Origin of the sequence: Mesorhizobium sp. M4B.F.Ca.ET.203.01.1.1, from assembly GCF_004791025.1 — a bacterium.
In the GTDB taxonomy this organism is placed as follows: Bacteria; Pseudomonadota; Alphaproteobacteria; order Rhizobiales; family Rhizobiaceae; genus Mesorhizobium; species Mesorhizobium abyssinicae.
In genome coordinates this window covers 39334-53657 of the sequence record NZ_SRUO01000008.1, presented here as the reverse complement: position 1 = coordinate 53657, position 14324 = coordinate 39334, and the positions used below count along the sequence as shown (strand labels likewise).

Sequence of the window (14324 nt, the reverse complement as noted above, 5' to 3'; positions counted from 1 at the left end):
GGGCTTGGTACGTACCAGTTTGCCGCCAGGTTGCCTTTATATAGGCAGCATGCGCAGTTCGGCGCCAGGATGCCTATAGGTAGGCAGGAACACCTCCAACGTCATTCGTCATTGCTGCAGTTCAGCAGGCGATAGCTCGCGCTCCGGCGCGGGCTTTTTTTTAAACCCATCGCAATCGCGATTTTCCAACTTCAAGGAACAAACATGACTTCCACAGCACAGGCCGTGGGCGCTCTCGCGCGCCGTGTCGGCTTAGACCCCGGCCGCACTGCTGCGGTCGCCCGCATGCTTACCGACGCGGGCATGCTGCCATCCGGCTCTCCCGGCAAGTCACCGGAACTGACGCCGCAAGACGTTGCGACGCTGATGCTCGGCGTGGCCGTCGACGTGCCGCTGCGTGCCGTTGCGGATACCGTGAGCGAGTACCGCGCGCTTCGGCGTGAAGGCGTACCTGTAGGCGCCCCGGCAAGCATCAGCGTCAGTGCTGGCGAGGCGCTCGATATCATCGCCGAGATCTCTGCCACGGGCTCGCTGGACGCGAGGGCGTTGGTTGCGAAGACCATCCTGTCGGTGGTCGGCTCATGGCCGGAAATCGTCCTGACCGACACCATCGACGTTCGACGCTTCAGCGGCGGCACGCCTGGCTATTGGCAAGCGTACGGCCACCGTAAGTCGGTCGAAATCAACCTCGGCGCGTTCGCTGCCGTCATCGCCGAACTCTTCTCTGGAGACCAGCAATGATCCTTAACAAAATCAAGAAACTCAAGCCCGACGCCCGGCCGGCAAAAGTTGAGCCGATTAAACTCAGCTTCACCGCACTGACATCGCGCGAAGCGCTGCCCGAGCTTGGTGCCGACGAAGATCGCCGCGCCGCAATTTTCAAGGACCGCGCCGCCGCCCTGGCGGAGCGCAAGGCGCTGCAGGCCGAGATTGAAGCCGACAAATCCATTGACATCGCACCCGAGGTTGCCGCGCTCATCGGCGAGAAGCCGTCAGCCAAAGCTGAAAAGCGCGCGCGGGTAGCGGAGTTGCGACGCTTGGAAGCTGTGGCCGGCCAGGCAATCGAACTTATTGAAAAGCGCATTGCCGCGGCCAGGCCTGCCGCCGAGCGCGCCATCTGCGCCGCGGCGCGTCCAGAAGCCGAGAGGCGTGTCGCTGCGCTTGTGAAGGCGCTGCACGCCGCTGACGCTGCCCACGCAGACCTGAACGATCTGTTCCTTGCCATCGAGGCGCAGGGCGTGTCCGCAGGCGGCCTCGGGCAGATCAAACCTTATTGGATGGGTGACGCTCAGGATCCGCAGCGGCGCATCGCGGCGTACCTGCGTGAAATTGTGGAGGCTGGCTATGCAGCTTGAGCGCCGTGAAATTGAACGTGCCAGCAGCGACGGGCGTCGCGGGCCGGCAAAGCGTCTGATCAAACTGCCAGGCGAGAAACGGCACGCAAATCGCAGCGAAACGGCCAAGGACATCGCGCGCAAGATTGCCCTCGACAAGATTGATAAGCAGATCAAGGCACTCAAACAAGATGCCTGAACCTTTCATCTCTGGTTACGCCATCCAATGGCAGCAGCCCGCAAACATCGGCGGGTTCTTTATTGAGCGGTTTCAGAAGGGCAGCCTTGATAAGTCTATCCGCGAGAACGGCGATTCTGTCGTGGCCTGCTGGGCGCACGACACGTCTCGTCCGCTTGCGCGAGTCTCTAATGGATCACTCCAAATTAAGACCGACAACATCGGCCTTTGGTATGCGCTGACGCCGAATCCAGAGTCACCCATGGGACAGGAAGCCATTGCCTCGGTCGAAAGCGGCCTGGTCGATCAGGTCTCGATTTCCTTCTATTCAGAAGCCGAGGAGTGGGACGACACGGGGGATTTGCCCCAGCGACTGGTAACGCAGGCAGGGCTCGTGGAGTTGAGCCTCGTAATCTTTGGCGCCTACGGAAAAGCCACCACGGCCGCCCTTACACGCTCTGACACTGCGATGGGCAACGCGGCTGCAGCAATGCGTCGCGTGCGCGAGAAGGCCGAGGCAGCCCACCGTCTCAGGGGTATCGTATGAGACCGCGCGAGTACGGCAATTTCATCTCCGGCATCGAGCCGAAAGTCATCCTCGACTACGGCGAGCGTTTGAAAGTCGCTGGCCCCTGCGAGTGGTTTGACGAGGGCGCTCGCGTCAGCTTTTGGGTGGTCACCGACTTAACCGGCCCGCAAGTGCGCAAGATCGCGCACTCGCTCGAGCTAGCATAAGCTAACAAGGATTCCGAAATGACGAAGAAGACAGATCGCGCCTCGGCGCCAGTGCGGAGCCGTGCTGACATCATTGACAAAGTCGAAGTGCGCGTCTGGCGTGACGAAGATGCCAGAGCCGGCAAGAGTGCGCACTCATTTGCGACTATGCTCACCCGCGCCCAGTGGGATGAACTCACCACCGAACTCGACAAGCTTGAGAAGCGTCTCGATCTGGAGGCGCGTCGTCGCAAGTTGGACGCCATTTACGCGCTCGAGCGCAAATGGCTCGCAGAGGACGAGGCGGCGCTGGCCGCTATGTGGGCCTAGCCAAGTAGTCGCCGATGTTCTTGAACGTATTTGGATCGTGGATGGCGCGTTGAAGACGCTCACTAAGCACCGCGTCGTCCTCGATCATTTGTAAAATGTCTCGGATCAGCGAATGGGCGAATTCACCGGTCCTACCAACGACCGGGCTGTCCAAAACTATAGCGCAAGCCAACTCGAGATCGTTGAAGAGATCAGCAAACGCAGCATCGCGGTTGCTGTCGTCAACAAACGGCATAGAAGAGATATGATCGATGCGAGTACGAATGCTCTCGTGGATGCCGACGACAGCCGATGCGGATCCAGCTAGTTTATCCCTCCTTATTTGGAAGAAAACCACCACCAGACCCGCAATAGCAACCGGAAAGCCGACTATTGTAACTACGTTTGCGACGTAGTGATCACGGCCGTATCGAAGATGCTCACTACTTTTTGCCGCCAACTGACGTGGAGTTGCCGCCACTCGCGCCGGAGCCGTTGCCCGTTGCGGCAGTGCTTCCACCTGTTGATGATGATCCGGTGAGCTTACCTTGGTAATGCGCCGTGGTTGCGGATTTCTGCGCCACGTCAACCGTCACGGCGGTAGCGGTGGATATGCCAGAAGACTTCTCGGCCATTGCTGTGTCCCTTTGGTTTGTGTGTGAAAAAGAACGGCGGGCCGTAGCCCGCCGCCGATTGTGGATTACTTGTTCTTCGTGTCGCCGTAGCCGGACTTCGGCACGCGCTCCACGGTAGTGGTGTTCGGCCGGCGCTCGGCCTCTTCCACCGTAATGAACTGGCCGGATTTTGAGTCGCGGCCAACATCGAAGGTCTTACGTGTAGACATGGGAGGATGTCTCCTGTGGCTTGCCAAAGGGGCCTCAGGACGCTAGTTGCCGACCTGCTAGGGAGCGGACTCGCGGTCTTTGTTCGTCCACTCGGCGCCACACGACCGCGGTACGCAACAGACAGAGGCAGACGGCGAATCAAACAGCCGTCTGCCTTTTTGTTTGGCAGAATCTTAACAAATTGTAAATAATTACCAGCGTCGCGGCGAGACCGAAAATACACGCTATCGACGGAATGTCAACGAGCGATATGTCAGCATTGCTGGCTTATTTTGTCGCACTGCGGCACGGGCTCGCCGTGCCAGCGCCTCCCTCCATTCACAGGACGCAACCATGACCAACAAACGCGCAGCCGCGCGATCGCACACCCATGCCTTCCTCATCGGAGCAGGACAATAAATGGGAGGATTGCCACGTCGCCCTGGCCGCGGTAGTTGGGGCGGTTGGGAAACCCCAACCGCACCGACCGTTCCAGAAGTCCCCGAAATCCAGACCACACTACCTACGTCTGCCTACGGCCAGACCATCCCGGTTGTGTACGGCAAGTGCAGGCTTCCGGCCGCCTATATCTGGTGTGCGCCTATCCTGACCGTTACCTCGAGCCATATCGAGTTTTGGGACACGGTTACGACTACCACGTCGAAGTTGACGGCCAGGCTGCGCTTTGCGCGCCCGCTGGTGCCGGACTCAACGTGGACCATGCGCAAGCTCTATGCCAACGGTAAGCTGATCTATGACGGTAGCGTTGGCTATCGCCAGAAGGGCCTGAAGTTCACTGCCTATGATGGTCGCGGCGATCAGCCGCGCGATCCGGCGATGGTTAGGGAAGAGGGCGCTGACTTCGTTTCTGCGCACCGCGGCTATCTCGATATCGTGGTGGTGGACTTCGACATCGTAGGCTACGGCGCGCCGCCTGTCTTCGAGGCTGAGTGGATTCAAGATGGCTCCACGACGCATGATTATGAAATCTACACGACCTTTGCCGGCACCCCCAATGCCCGCGATCTGATTCCGGTTTGGGATCAACAGAAGCTTTACGGCTTCGACGACACGGACATTTTCCTGTATTCGATCGGCGCGGCGAAACAATATTTCACCTTCGATCGCGAACCGGACGTCTATAATTACTATCGGGTCTTTCGATACAGCCGAACCCTGGACCGGCTTTTCTATTTTGCGAGTTTCACCGGCACCAGCGATTGGGACGCGGTGCTCTGCGACGGAAGCACCGGCACCGTCGTTGCAACGTCAGGGGACTCAGCGACAAGCAGCTCGCTCGTCGATGGTTGCCTCGTCGATGTCAGCAGCTCAACCGCGCTCGTCGTCGGCTTCGGCCTCAATGAGCAACTGTTTTGTTATCGCCTCACTGCCGACACGGTAACCCGCGCCTACCAGTCGACGGCAAGCTGGAACGGATATTCAGACATTCAATGCATCACGCCCGGCCCGGTGAGCGGCGATGCGGTGTTCTACCTCTGCGCGGATAACGACCTGGTCAAGGCGACGTTCTCGAGCCAGGGGACGTTCAAGAGCACGGCGGTACTGGCGACCTTTGCCGACGCGCTTCGCTATGCCGTTTACGACGACGGAGACCTCGTTGTCTGGACCGATGCCGGAACCGTTTCCCGTGTCGACGGCACGACCGGCGCTATCGAATTCACCAAGTCAGTGCCATATCAAATCGAGGCAATCGGCTCGCGCGATCTAGGCCCGCCTGATCTGCAGCGATTTGTTGACGAACTGTATTTCCTGCCAGTCGGCGGCACGACATCATATTTCACAGACCTCGACCTCGGCACGACGCGAAGCATCGCAGGGGCGAGTTCCACGGCGTCGTACTATTTCGATGGCCAGACAGATCAAATCATCTCGGAGACGGCCGGCGGCATTCCGCGGCGCCTACGCATTACCTCCGATGACGGCACCCAGCGCCAGTTGGAAGACTTCCTTGTCGCCCTAATGGAAGCTGGTGGGTTTTCGTCCGACGAAATCGAAGTCATCAATGTTGACGACGTTATCGATGGCGCCGTGATCGACGTCACCAACGGCGTGCGGGACATCGCCAAGTCTATTTGCGAACCGTACTCGATCGCCATCTTTGAGCGCGCCGGCAAGATCATTTTCAAGCGCGCATTCACTGATGGCGCCTTCGCCATCGATGCAACGTTGGCGACGGCTGGGGACGTGGCGGATATGGCTGCGTGATGGCCATCGAGACAACGGGTCTCACCCCGCGCCTCGCAGCCGTGACCGTCGGCTTCTCACGTTTCGATCTGACGCGCTGGGACGGCGTGATGGCCTGGCTGAACGCAGGGGCGTCACCAAGCGAGTGCTTTCATATTCACACCGACGATATCGCGGCCACAGACGCCGCACTGAAAGAGGAAATCGATGCTTAGAATGAACCAACTCAACGGCTTCGGCGCGAACTTTCGACGGTTCTCAGCGCCACCCTCTGGACCAGTCGTCACCCACAGGGGCACATTCACGACGTCTGGCTCGGTCAATTCGATAACCCAGACAGGCGTTTCAATTGGCGCCGCGGCTGCCGGCAGGCTTGTCGTCGTGACGGGCCACATCGTGCGCGCCGCGGCTGCACAGCGGACGTTTTCAGCCGTCACGTTCAATGGCTCGGGTGGGACGATTCACGGTCAGACTGGCATCAACGATGGTGTCAATGAGGGCGTTCAGGTTGGCATTATGTCGGGCGTGGTCGCCACCGGCACTACCGTTGATATCGTCGTCACATGGAGCGGCCTGTTGCCGGCCGGTTTGATCAATGTCTACACGATCGACGGCCTGGTATCGGCCACGCCAACAGAGACCTTGACCACGACCGGCAACGACCCGTCGGTAACAACCCTCGACGTCGCGGCATCAGGCGTAGTGGTTGGCGCTTTCGGTGGCGTCGAGCCTTCGACAGGGGCTTTCACGCTGACCGGCGTTACTGCCGTCGATGATCGCCAATTCGGTGCCGGTGGCACAAATATGCGCGCAGCCGCAGGCCACGCGTCGGGCCTGTCTGCCACGAGCGCATACACGGTCGGGTGTGCGTCGTCGGCAGGCTTCGAAGCGCTTGTCGCCTCGAGCTGGGCTTAAGGGCTACCGCTTCACGATGATGAACCGCGGGCAGCCCGTCGTCGCATAAGACGGCGTGCTGTAGGTGGCCGTGCCGGTGAAATACTTGCACAGATACCCATCCGCTGCCTTTTCTTGTTTAAGCAGAACGGCGCTTGACGTAGCGACAAGCGCGACGATGAACAGACCGATCAGGAGGCAAAGGCCGGCGAGGATTATCCGCATTTTACGTCGCCTTATCGACCAGCGGCCCCTTCGCAATCATCGCAAGAAAAGCCTACCATTTGTTAGCGCGGGATATCTGTCTGCCGTGCAAGCATATTGCGGCCGACTCTGGCGGGCTCTTGGGTCGTTTATTGCCCGCTGGCTTCGGCCGGCTGGCTTTTTTGTTTCAGCCGATCGCTAGCCTCCAGATACGCAATGTCTATTAGGTACGTCAGCAGATCTTCACCATCCTCATGCATCCGATGGCGGATTACGCCCAGCAGGGATGCAACAAAGCGCAAGTTCTCCAGCTTGCTTGGCGAATCCATGACGCGCCTCCTAAGTTGACGATTCGTCCTATAATATTAGCGTATGCTTTCGCGAACGTCCCGCCCCCAATCAAGCGGCTGCTAATATTTCCATATGGCACACGGAACCGACATTCGCCTTCTAGCGTATAGATGGCAGCGGTCATGTCCGCTTCTGGGTCCCCAGAAAAAGCCCGCCGCCATGTCCTCCAGGCGGCGGGCTTTCGTATCCCGTTGGAACTTATCGGCCTAAGCCGCATTTGGCCCCATGGCCAAAGCCCGTACACGCGATTCCATTTCCGCTTTTGAATGTGACGTGATCCGCCAAGCCTTCCTCCGGTGGGTTGCTGAGGACAATCCGCCCGAAGAGCATCGGCGCCCGGCCGTAAAGCACATCGTGCGCATCATGTCAGGCAACGAGACCATTGACCCGGACATGCTGGACTGGATCGTGCGGAAGGAACCGTAAGGCTCGCTAGTCGTTAGATCGCATGAATCCCCGTTGCCAACTCCCCAACCCTGCAGTGGCCTACTGAATAGCCCGGCGCCCGATCGAGCCGCTCTGCCATGCTGCTGAGCAGCCGGGCTATTCGGTTGCCAAATGACTCGCAAATCCACTCAACAGGTGTAAAATCTATTCATGACCCGACAACCCAAAGGGGGCGTCGATGTTGTGTTCTGTCGTTCCCAATAATTCAGGCCAGTTCACGCCGGCAGCGCCACTGCAGGGACGCCGAGTCCTTGTCGTAGAGGACGAGTATCTGATCGCAGTCGAACTCGAAGAGGCGATCAGGGAAGCTGGCGGCATGGTAATTGGCCCGGTGGCCAATCCTGAAGATGCATCGAGAAAAATCGCCAGCGAGGACGTCGAATGCGCCACGGTTGACATAAAGCTTGGTGCTGCCGCGACTTTCGCCGTCGCGGCCGAATTGAAGGCGCACGGCATCCCGTTCATATTTGTCACCGGGTATGACCGGACCATTGTCCCAAGCGAATTTTCGGGCGTTCGGCGTCTTGTGAAACCCGTTATGCCGGATGACCTCATCAGGCATTTGATAGAGCTGACCTAAGTTCAACGGCGCCTCAGGCCGCGAGCACCCAGAAGCTCGGCAATATCGGCAATCAGTTCGCGAGCCTTGGCCAATTCCGCCGCCGCCTGCTTCCGGACACGGTCATTTTCGTCGCGAAGCTTTTGCGCCCGTTTCATGGCCGCCGCGCTTATATCGAGGGAAGTCCAAGTGTCCATGTCGACCAACTCTAGGAGCGAGCAAATGTTCCGTTTGGGCGGCGGAACCTAAGGCCATCAGCCGCCTTGTCTCAGCATGAGCACCGAGACCAAGGTGGAAAGGGGAGAACGCCACGTTCGCGAAGGCAGGGCACGCATTGCTCGGCAGCGTCAACTCATCGAGGAACTAAGGCACGATGGCCACCGGACCGAGGTGGCCCGAGGGCTGTTGCAAGACTTCGAGGCGGTGCAACGCGAACTTGAGGCGCACCTGGACTTCCTGCGCACATTCGACTGACATTGCGTTCTGGCGCGTCGGACCCCCGCTCGCAAAGTCTCAATTTGAATTTCAAAAATCTGGCTCCTATTTTAGGCCGGTGACCGAAGCGCCATGAATGCAGGGGTGCAGGCGATGGCCGCCACGCTGTTCGGAACCCGGAAGCGCTATCTCAAGGCTCTTCGGATAGCAGCCGCGACAGAGCGTTCAATAGGGCGCTCCGCCACACGGATGGCGACGTGCTACAGCTTGCTCGAGTTGTCTGAATCGCTGTTGCAGAAACCAGTACGGACCGTTTTTGAAACTCCCACCGGACCTAAAGGTGAAAGCGGCCCGGCGGACCTATTGCAGCCGAAGACCGGCAAGCGCGGTCCCTATAAGAAGCGCGAGAAACCTGATATAGCTTAGCGATGAGGGAAACCGTTCTAGCGCTGCTGGAGCAACACGTTCTTTTGGGCGAGCGACACATTGCGCGCCAGCGGGAGATTGTTGCCGACTTCCACCATAAGGGCTTCAGGGCAGACTTAGCCGAAGAGCTTTTGATCCTGTTCGAGCAGATGCAGCTTCTGCACGTCGCTCACCGGGATCGGCTTTTGAATTCAACGCAAGGCTAGGCGAGGTCCTTGAGTCCCGGTAGCATGAGGGAATGAAGCGCAGCACGATCTATGCCGTCTATCACCCACCAGCGAACCGCCTGCCATACCTGGCTGTAGTCATCGCACCCGATGGAACGGCTACCGCCCGTCCATTCGATACGGAGCAAGAGGCCGCAGCGTTCAACAAGCAAATGGCAGCGGCAGGACATCCCGGCAAGGCTAACCATTGAAGCATACCCAGCCGTAGGGGAATGGCTGCAGGCCCTGTAGCGTTACCTCTGGAGGTTAAAAAGCCCCAGCGCTGATGCAGGCGATTCTGGGGCGAGCGCGGGCTTAGTCAAGAGATTGCTAATATATGCAAACGGCATGGGAACAAACGATCGCCACCCTCGTTGAAAGGGCTGGCCGGATGCCCTTGTGTCCCAAATCCCCTCTTCCGGCTAGCCTTGTTGAGCCAAGCCCGCTGCCGTCCCCTCGGCAGCGGGTTTCGCATTGGTTCAACAGCATGTAGACGCCCATGCCGCCATCAGCACGCAGGCAGCCATGCCTACCGAGCGTAGACGGCGCTGATGTAGAGCGGGACGAAGGGGATAACACCCAATAGAGAGAAGAACCGGCCGACCGACGTATACTTTTGCTGGGGCGCATTGGGGTTACTTGAAAACGTCGGCCGCCGGCCTCGGCGGGGGTGCGTCACGAATGACGCAGAGTCAGTTTTGGGTGTGATTAGATCACCCTCAATCAGATTGCCGGCTTATGGTGAACAATCGATTACTATCCACAGGTCGTGCAGCGGAGCGCTAAGGGGCAACTATGCCCGCGCCTTCCGCTTTGCTGGCGCCTTCTTCGCAGGCTTAGCCGCCGTCCGCCCTAGCCCGGCCGCCTTCGCCAAGGCCGACCGTTGGGCAGCGTAGCTGGGCGCCACCATCGGGTAATCCGGAGCCAGCCCCCACTTGGCGCGATACTCGTCCGGCGTCAGTCCGTAGGCGCTCGACAAGTGGCGCTTCAGGGATTTGAACTTCTTCCCGTCCTCGAGGCAGATGATGTAGTCCGGCGTCACCGAACGCCTGGGATTGACGGCGGGCTCCTGCTTCGGCCGTTCGGGCGCGGTAGGCTGGCGCACGCCGGTTAGCGAAGAATGTATCGACGCGATGAGATCCGGCAGGCCGGCTGCGGGTACGGGATTATTGCTCACATAGGCGGAAACAATATCCGCAGTAAGACTGACTATTTCGTGGTCTTCGGCTTGGTCGGTCAATTTTCAAACTCCTATGCTCAACAACGTTCGTAATGAAGAACGTGAACGAGCACAAGAGTTAGCCCGCCAACACGCGCCCGACCGCAATCCCCACACCAATCGCGATGCCGGTTGCCAGGCTTTCCGCCAGGCGTACCGCCGACGCTCTGTAACGGACGCGCGCGGGCCGGTGTGCAAGGATCCGAGCGAGTTCATTGAAAGTGTGTTCCATGGCTTTTCTCGCGCAAGTGACTATAAATGGATTCCACAGAACGGCTTTGGAGTCCAGCGGAGAAGTGCTTAGGCGAAAACGCCTACGTTGCTTGACATTTTAGGCGGTTTCGCCTATCCGGCAAAATAACCACCAAAAATAATTTGTGAATACCCCTTAGACAAAACTTCGATTCTCGGCGAACTTGTTTGCGGGGCGAGCACCCTACCTAGAAATGGTTCGGGCTTGCAGGGTTTTGGGGTAGCATTTCTCGGCTTGGCCGGGGGCGTTTGCTATGTCCAAGCGAAAGCCAAAAGCAGCGGCCCGTTCTCTCTACGGGTGCTTACCCCCGGCCACCACGACGGGCGTGGCGATACGGCCTAAGCAGCCGAACCAAGAGAGACCTGCATCATGAACATGCATGTTGCTACCGCAGAGACCGAAACCTGGCAGTTCGAACTCGACGCGCTCGTGACGCACCGCGATGGGCCTATGCCCTCGCTGGTGCTTTCGAGGATTAGGACCAGCAGGGGAGATGAGGTTTACGGTGTGCGCTCCTTCGCAACCGTGGATCCGAACAGGGACCGCATAATTATGGGTGCGGCGCTTAAGCCGATCGATGACGCGGCTTGGGAAATCTGCCTGCTTGCCGGCACGCCGCTGGATCCGAGAATCGCGCGGCCATTGCCGCAGTGAAAACCACCGTCCGGTTGCCGCGCGAGGCCCGTCTCTGAAAGGAGGCGGGCTTTTTCTCTAAACCATACCGTCCTTCGCGGCCATTACGGCCTCAAATCTAATATGTTAGGCGATATGGTAAGAAAACAGAAAATCAATTAAATCAAGGCGTTAGAAAACAAAAACGCCGCCCAAAGGGCGGCGTTTCGGCATTCTCGGAGGAAACCGGATTACTTGATCTTGGTTTCCTTGAACTCGACGTGCTTCTTGGCGACCGGATCGTACTTGCGGAACGACAGCTTGTCCGTCTTGGTGCGGCTGTTCTTGCTGGTCACGTAGAAGAAACCGGTGTCGGCGGTCGACAGAAGCTTGATCTTGATGTTTGCGGCTTTGGCCATGATGTTCGTCCGTTAATGTTCGTGGAGTTTTGGCCGCTGGAGCACGGGGAAAACACCCGGACGCGGGAAACTTGGCGCGACACATAAAGAACGCGTCCGGAAAGTCAACCCCAAGCGGGTTTCGGCGACGCCCGATGCGGCTGCTGCCGGCAATGGCGGAGCCGGCCAGCGGCGGCAAGGTAGGCGGTCAGGCGTCCTCCCTGACTGGGGAGGCGGCCTTCTTCCAGTCTCCGGCCGTGTTCCACCAGCGGTTGGGGTTGGCGCGGTCGTCAAGGCCCTTGGTGCGGCTGGCAAGCAGCGGCTGGATGCGGATCACCGGCTCCTCATAGCTGTGCGCCTGGTAGATCGCCTCGACGACCTGAGCGGCGAGGCCCTGGTCGTCGGGCAATTCGAACGACACCTCGACCGTACCCGGCCGCTGCCGCAGCAGCGTCTCGGCGCCGGCGGCGGCACCCTCGAGCGGCCGGTAGCGCTCGACGCCATCGGCCGACTGGAAGGCGTTGCTGTCGTAATTGCCCATGCCGAGCGGCGTGATGGCGACCACGGCGTCCATGATGCGATCGACGTCGGCTGCCGGCGCCTGGAAGCTGACAAGCAGCAGCAACTGCATCCGCACGGATTTGGTTTCGAAGCCACTGTCGATCATCTGATATCTCCCTGCATGTGGAGCGTGGGTATAGCAGGGGTGCTCCTGACACGGTGATGTCAGCAGCGTGGGCTGACGAGCGATCAGCCTGTCGGCCTACAGGACCTTGCGGATCAGCCTGACGCCGACCAGCGCTATATAGGCGGCGAAGAACAGAGCGAGCGACCAGCCGAAGCCGGAGGGGCCGAAGACGTCCATGCCGATGCCGATCGCCTGTGGGCCGAGCACCATGCCGACGCCGTAGCAGAGCACGAAGGCGGCGTTGGCGGAGGCGAGCTCATGGCCGGACAATTGCGAGCCGAGGTGGGCAAGGCCGATCGTGTAGAGCGCCGCGACGACGCCGCCCCAGACGAACAGCAGCGCCGCCATCAGGTGCCAGTCCCCGGCGAAGTGCGGCATGAAGATCGTGCCGGCAAGCCCGACGGTGGCGCAGGCCAGCAGCAGATGGCGGCGATCCGAGACGCGGTCGCTGATCATGCCGATCGGAATCTGCAGCAGCACGTTGCCAAGGCCGATCATGGTGAGCAGCAGGGCAGCGTCCGCCTCGGAATAGCCGATGCGGCTGCCGTAGACCGGGAACAGCGCAAAGCCGCCGGTCTCGACCGCGCCGAACACCAGCACCGCGAAGGTGGCGGTCGGCACCAGCCAGATGTAGCGCAGGAAATGACTGGTCTCGCTGTCGGCGACGATGGTCGGGCTTTCGTTGCGCGCCGCCAGCACCGGGATGGCGGCCAGCGTCACCAGGCCGATTGTCACGCCGAAGGGCAGGAAGCCGGTGCTGCCGAGATGGGCGAACAGCCATGGTCCGGCGGCGAAGCCGAGCGACAACACCGTGGCATAGATGCCGAGCACCAGGCCCCGCCGGTGCGGCGGCGCCGAGGTGCTTATCCAGAATTCCGACAGGATGAACAGCACCGTCAGCGCGATGTGCAGCACGACGCGGAGCGGAAACCACATCCAGAAATCCGGCGCGAAGTGGAAGCCGACGAAGGCAAGAGCGCCAGCCGCGATCATCATCAGCATCGTCCAGGCGACGCCGAACCGCATGGCCAGCGGCGTTGCAAGCGGCGCGCCGGCGATCGAGGCAAGGCCGGCGATGGCGGTGTTGAGGCCGATCATCGAAGCCGAATGGCCGCGCGTCTCCAGGATGACGCTGAGCAGCGGCATGCCGAGGCCGATGGCGATGCCGACGACGCTGATCGAGGAGATCGCAGCGATCATCGGCAGCCAGTGTACGCGCTCGTCGCCCTGTTGCTGGGTATCGACCGTCATGGGATGCCTGAATAGCCTAGAGGATTTCGCGGGTGAAGTGGTTGCGGACACGCCGGTAGAGCGGCACCGCGCCGCCGGGGCGCAGCAGCGGATCGTCGGCGAGCCGCTTTTCCAGCTCGTCGAGGATCATCCGGGTGATGTCTGGTATATCGGCCTCGCGGGCCTTGGCGAGCGGCAGCCAGACCAGTTCCTCCAACTCGTTGGTCGGGCCGCCATCCGGCAATTCGATGGCGACGTCGCTGCGCCAGGCGCTGAAGAAGCGGGTATCGAAGCGGCGCACCCGGTTCGGCGGCGTGATCGCGCGGGCGATGAAGCGCAGCACTTCCAGCGAGGGCACGACGCCATGCTCGGCAAAGCCCTGCCAGTCGCGCCTGGCAGTGGTGAAGGCGCCCTTGCGGCCGATAAGCAGGCCGGCTTCCTCATAGGTCTCGCGGATGGCCGACAGCGCGATGGCGCGTGCGCGCGCCTGGCTGGTGCGGCCGAGGCCCGCGGTCAGGTTGGCTTCTTCCTCGGGGTGGAGGTCCGTGGCAACGGCGATGCGGCCGTCGGCCGGATCGGTGCGGCCGCCCGGAAAGACGAATTTGCCGGGCATGAAGGCGTGCCCGGCATGGCGCCGGCCCATCAGCACCAGCACCTCGCTGCCCTTGCGGTCGAGCAGAATCAGCGTCGCGGCATCGCGCGGGCGCAACCGCTTGCCGGCGGGCGCGGCAGCGCTTGGCTCAAGCTTGTCGACGTTCGCCTTGTTCATTCGGTCCCCAAGCTGATGCATGTCGCCCAGACGCCGTGGCGGTCTGGGGGACGATGACATGCATGAAAG

25 protein-coding genes are annotated in these 14324 nt (G+C 60.3%); 16 read left to right on the top strand and 9 right to left on the bottom strand.

From position 1 onward, the window contains the following. Window positions 1–204 precede the first annotated feature (204 nt). From EN846_RS18645 to EN846_RS18620, 6 genes are read left to right on the top strand one after another with little or no spacing between them, the layout of a single operon-like run. Window positions 205–741 carry a hypothetical protein gene (locus EN846_RS18645; RefSeq protein WP_127392583.1) on the top strand — a complete coding sequence of 179 codons (537 nt, stop codon included), beginning with the start codon at window positions 205–207 and terminating at the stop codon, window positions 739–741. Further along, a complete protein-coding gene (locus EN846_RS18640; RefSeq protein ID WP_127392584.1) occupies window positions 738–1355 on the top strand; it encodes a hypothetical protein in 618 nt (205 codons plus the stop codon). Before EN846_RS18645 ends, EN846_RS18640 begins: the two co-directional genes overlap by 4 nt. Further along, window positions 1345–1533 (top strand): hypothetical protein, encoded by a 189-nt coding sequence (locus EN846_RS18635; RefSeq protein WP_127392585.1) that lies wholly within the window; start codon window positions 1345–1347, stop codon window positions 1531–1533. Before EN846_RS18640 ends, EN846_RS18635 begins: the two co-directional genes overlap by 11 nt. Further along, window positions 1526–2059, top strand: coding sequence for an HK97 family phage prohead protease (locus EN846_RS18630; RefSeq protein WP_127392586.1), 534 nt, complete (start codon window positions 1526–1528; stop codon window positions 2057–2059). Before EN846_RS18635 ends, EN846_RS18630 begins: the two co-directional genes overlap by 8 nt. Then, entirely contained in the window at window positions 2056–2247 is a 192-nt protein-coding gene (locus tag EN846_RS18625; protein ID WP_127392587.1) for a hypothetical protein, read from the top strand. The genes EN846_RS18630 and EN846_RS18625 overlap by 4 nt, the downstream gene beginning before the upstream one ends. A gap of 18 nt (window positions 2248–2265) precedes the next feature. Then, the gene (locus tag EN846_RS18620) at window positions 2266–2556 is read left to right on the top strand and encodes a hypothetical protein (RefSeq protein WP_127392588.1); all 291 of its coding nucleotides are present in this window, start codon (window positions 2266–2268) and stop codon (window positions 2554–2556) included. On the opposite strand, the gene EN846_RS18615 is transcribed toward EN846_RS18620, so the two are convergent. Next, window positions 2543–3055 carry a hypothetical protein gene (locus tag EN846_RS18615; protein ID WP_127392589.1) on the bottom strand — a complete coding sequence of 171 codons (513 nt, stop codon included), beginning with the start codon at window positions 3053–3055 and terminating at the stop codon, window positions 2543–2545. The two genes, EN846_RS18620 and EN846_RS18615, sit on opposite strands and share 14 nt — an antisense overlap. Window positions 3056–3235: 180 nt before the next feature. After that, window positions 3236–3379 carry a hypothetical protein gene (locus EN846_RS35180; RefSeq protein ID WP_189523707.1) on the bottom strand — a complete coding sequence of 48 codons (144 nt, stop codon included), beginning with the start codon at window positions 3377–3379 and terminating at the stop codon, window positions 3236–3238. A 400-nt stretch (window positions 3380–3779) separates the two neighbouring features. On the opposite strand from EN846_RS35180, the gene EN846_RS18610 reads away from it, so the two are divergent. Genes EN846_RS18610 through EN846_RS18600 form a run of 3 tightly spaced genes read left to right on the top strand, consistent with a single transcriptional unit; the run spans window position 3780 to window position 6479 of the window. Further along, the gene (locus EN846_RS18610) at window positions 3780–5585 is read left to right on the top strand and encodes a hypothetical protein (RefSeq protein WP_135898862.1); all 1806 of its coding nucleotides are present in this window, start codon (window positions 3780–3782) and stop codon (window positions 5583–5585) included. Further along, complete coding sequence (locus EN846_RS18605; protein ID WP_128374337.1) at window positions 5585–5779, top strand: hypothetical protein; 195 nt, start codon at window positions 5585–5587, stop codon at window positions 5777–5779. The genes EN846_RS18610 and EN846_RS18605 overlap by 1 nt, the downstream gene beginning before the upstream one ends. Window position 5780: 1 nt before the next feature. Further along, window positions 5781–6479, top strand: a complete 699-nt coding sequence (locus tag EN846_RS18600; protein WP_127394267.1) for a hypothetical protein — start codon at window positions 5781–5783, stop codon at window positions 6477–6479. A 3-nt stretch (window positions 6480–6482) separates the two neighbouring features. Here the strand turns inward: EN846_RS18600 and EN846_RS18595 are convergent, their stop codons facing one another. Together EN846_RS18595 and EN846_RS18590 are read right to left on the bottom strand one after the other, a co-directional pair. Further along, window positions 6483–6683: a hypothetical protein gene (locus EN846_RS18595; protein WP_127394266.1), complete on the bottom strand. Its 201-nt coding sequence runs from the start codon at window positions 6681–6683 to the stop codon at window positions 6483–6485. A gap of 128 nt (window positions 6684–6811) precedes the next feature. Then, window positions 6812–6991 carry a hypothetical protein gene (locus EN846_RS18590; RefSeq protein WP_127394265.1) on the bottom strand — a complete coding sequence of 60 codons (180 nt, stop codon included), beginning with the start codon at window positions 6989–6991 and terminating at the stop codon, window positions 6812–6814. 247 nt (window positions 6992–7238) lie between these two features. On the opposite strand from EN846_RS18590, the gene EN846_RS18585 reads away from it, so the two are divergent. From EN846_RS18585 to EN846_RS18560, 6 genes are all read left to right on the top strand, one after another. Further along, a complete protein-coding gene (locus EN846_RS18585; protein WP_127394401.1) occupies window positions 7239–7439 on the top strand; it encodes a hypothetical protein in 201 nt (66 codons plus the stop codon). A 199-nt stretch (window positions 7440–7638) separates the two neighbouring features. Beyond that, the gene (locus tag EN846_RS18580; protein ID WP_135898864.1) at window positions 7639–8040 is read left to right on the top strand and encodes a response regulator; all 402 of its coding nucleotides are present in this window, start codon (window positions 7639–7641) and stop codon (window positions 8038–8040) included. A gap of 252 nt (window positions 8041–8292) precedes the next feature. Beyond that, window positions 8293–8493 (top strand): hypothetical protein, encoded by a 201-nt coding sequence (locus EN846_RS18575; RefSeq protein WP_127393317.1) that lies wholly within the window; start codon window positions 8293–8295, stop codon window positions 8491–8493. A gap of 114 nt (window positions 8494–8607) precedes the next feature. After that, entirely contained in the window at window positions 8608–8880 is a 273-nt protein-coding gene (locus EN846_RS18570) for a hypothetical protein (RefSeq protein ID WP_127393316.1), read from the top strand. Window positions 8881–8882: 2 nt separating this feature from the next. After that, complete coding sequence (locus EN846_RS18565; RefSeq protein WP_127393315.1) at window positions 8883–9086, top strand: hypothetical protein; 204 nt, start codon at window positions 8883–8885, stop codon at window positions 9084–9086. A 32-nt stretch (window positions 9087–9118) separates the two neighbouring features. Continuing rightward, window positions 9119–9298 (top strand): hypothetical protein, encoded by a 180-nt coding sequence (locus EN846_RS18560; RefSeq protein WP_127393314.1) that lies wholly within the window; start codon window positions 9119–9121, stop codon window positions 9296–9298. A gap of 581 nt (window positions 9299–9879) precedes the next feature. Here the strand turns inward: EN846_RS18560 and EN846_RS18555 are convergent. Next, a complete protein-coding gene (locus EN846_RS18555; RefSeq protein WP_127393313.1) occupies window positions 9880–10326 on the bottom strand; it encodes a MucR family transcriptional regulator in 447 nt (148 codons plus the stop codon). Window positions 10327–10927: 601 nt separating this feature from the next. On the opposite strand from EN846_RS18555, the gene EN846_RS18550 reads away from it, so the two are divergent. Continuing rightward, a complete protein-coding gene (locus EN846_RS18550) occupies window positions 10928–11212 on the top strand; it encodes a hypothetical protein (RefSeq protein ID WP_127393312.1) in 285 nt (94 codons plus the stop codon). A gap of 209 nt (window positions 11213–11421) precedes the next feature. Here EN846_RS18550 and rpmG read toward each other — a convergent pair whose 3' ends face one another. The 4 genes from rpmG to EN846_RS18530 all read right to left on the bottom strand — a co-directional run bounded on the left by rpmG (window position 11422) and on the right by EN846_RS18530 (window position 14255). After that, window positions 11422–11589: a 50S ribosomal protein L33 gene (gene rpmG / locus EN846_RS18545; protein WP_006201775.1), complete on the bottom strand. Its 168-nt coding sequence runs from the start codon at window positions 11587–11589 to the stop codon at window positions 11422–11424. Between the two features lie 187 nt (window positions 11590–11776). Beyond that, window positions 11777–12235 (bottom strand): hypothetical protein, encoded by a 459-nt coding sequence (locus EN846_RS18540; RefSeq protein WP_127393311.1) that lies wholly within the window; start codon window positions 12233–12235, stop codon window positions 11777–11779. Window positions 12236–12331: 96 nt separating this feature from the next. Further along, window positions 12332–13507: an MFS transporter gene (locus tag EN846_RS18535; protein ID WP_127393310.1), complete on the bottom strand. Its 1176-nt coding sequence runs from the start codon at window positions 13505–13507 to the stop codon at window positions 12332–12334. 16 nt (window positions 13508–13523) lie between these two features. Then, a complete protein-coding gene (locus EN846_RS18530) occupies window positions 13524–14255 on the bottom strand; it encodes an NUDIX hydrolase (protein WP_245511281.1) in 732 nt (243 codons plus the stop codon). Window positions 14256–14324: the final 69 nt, after the last annotated feature.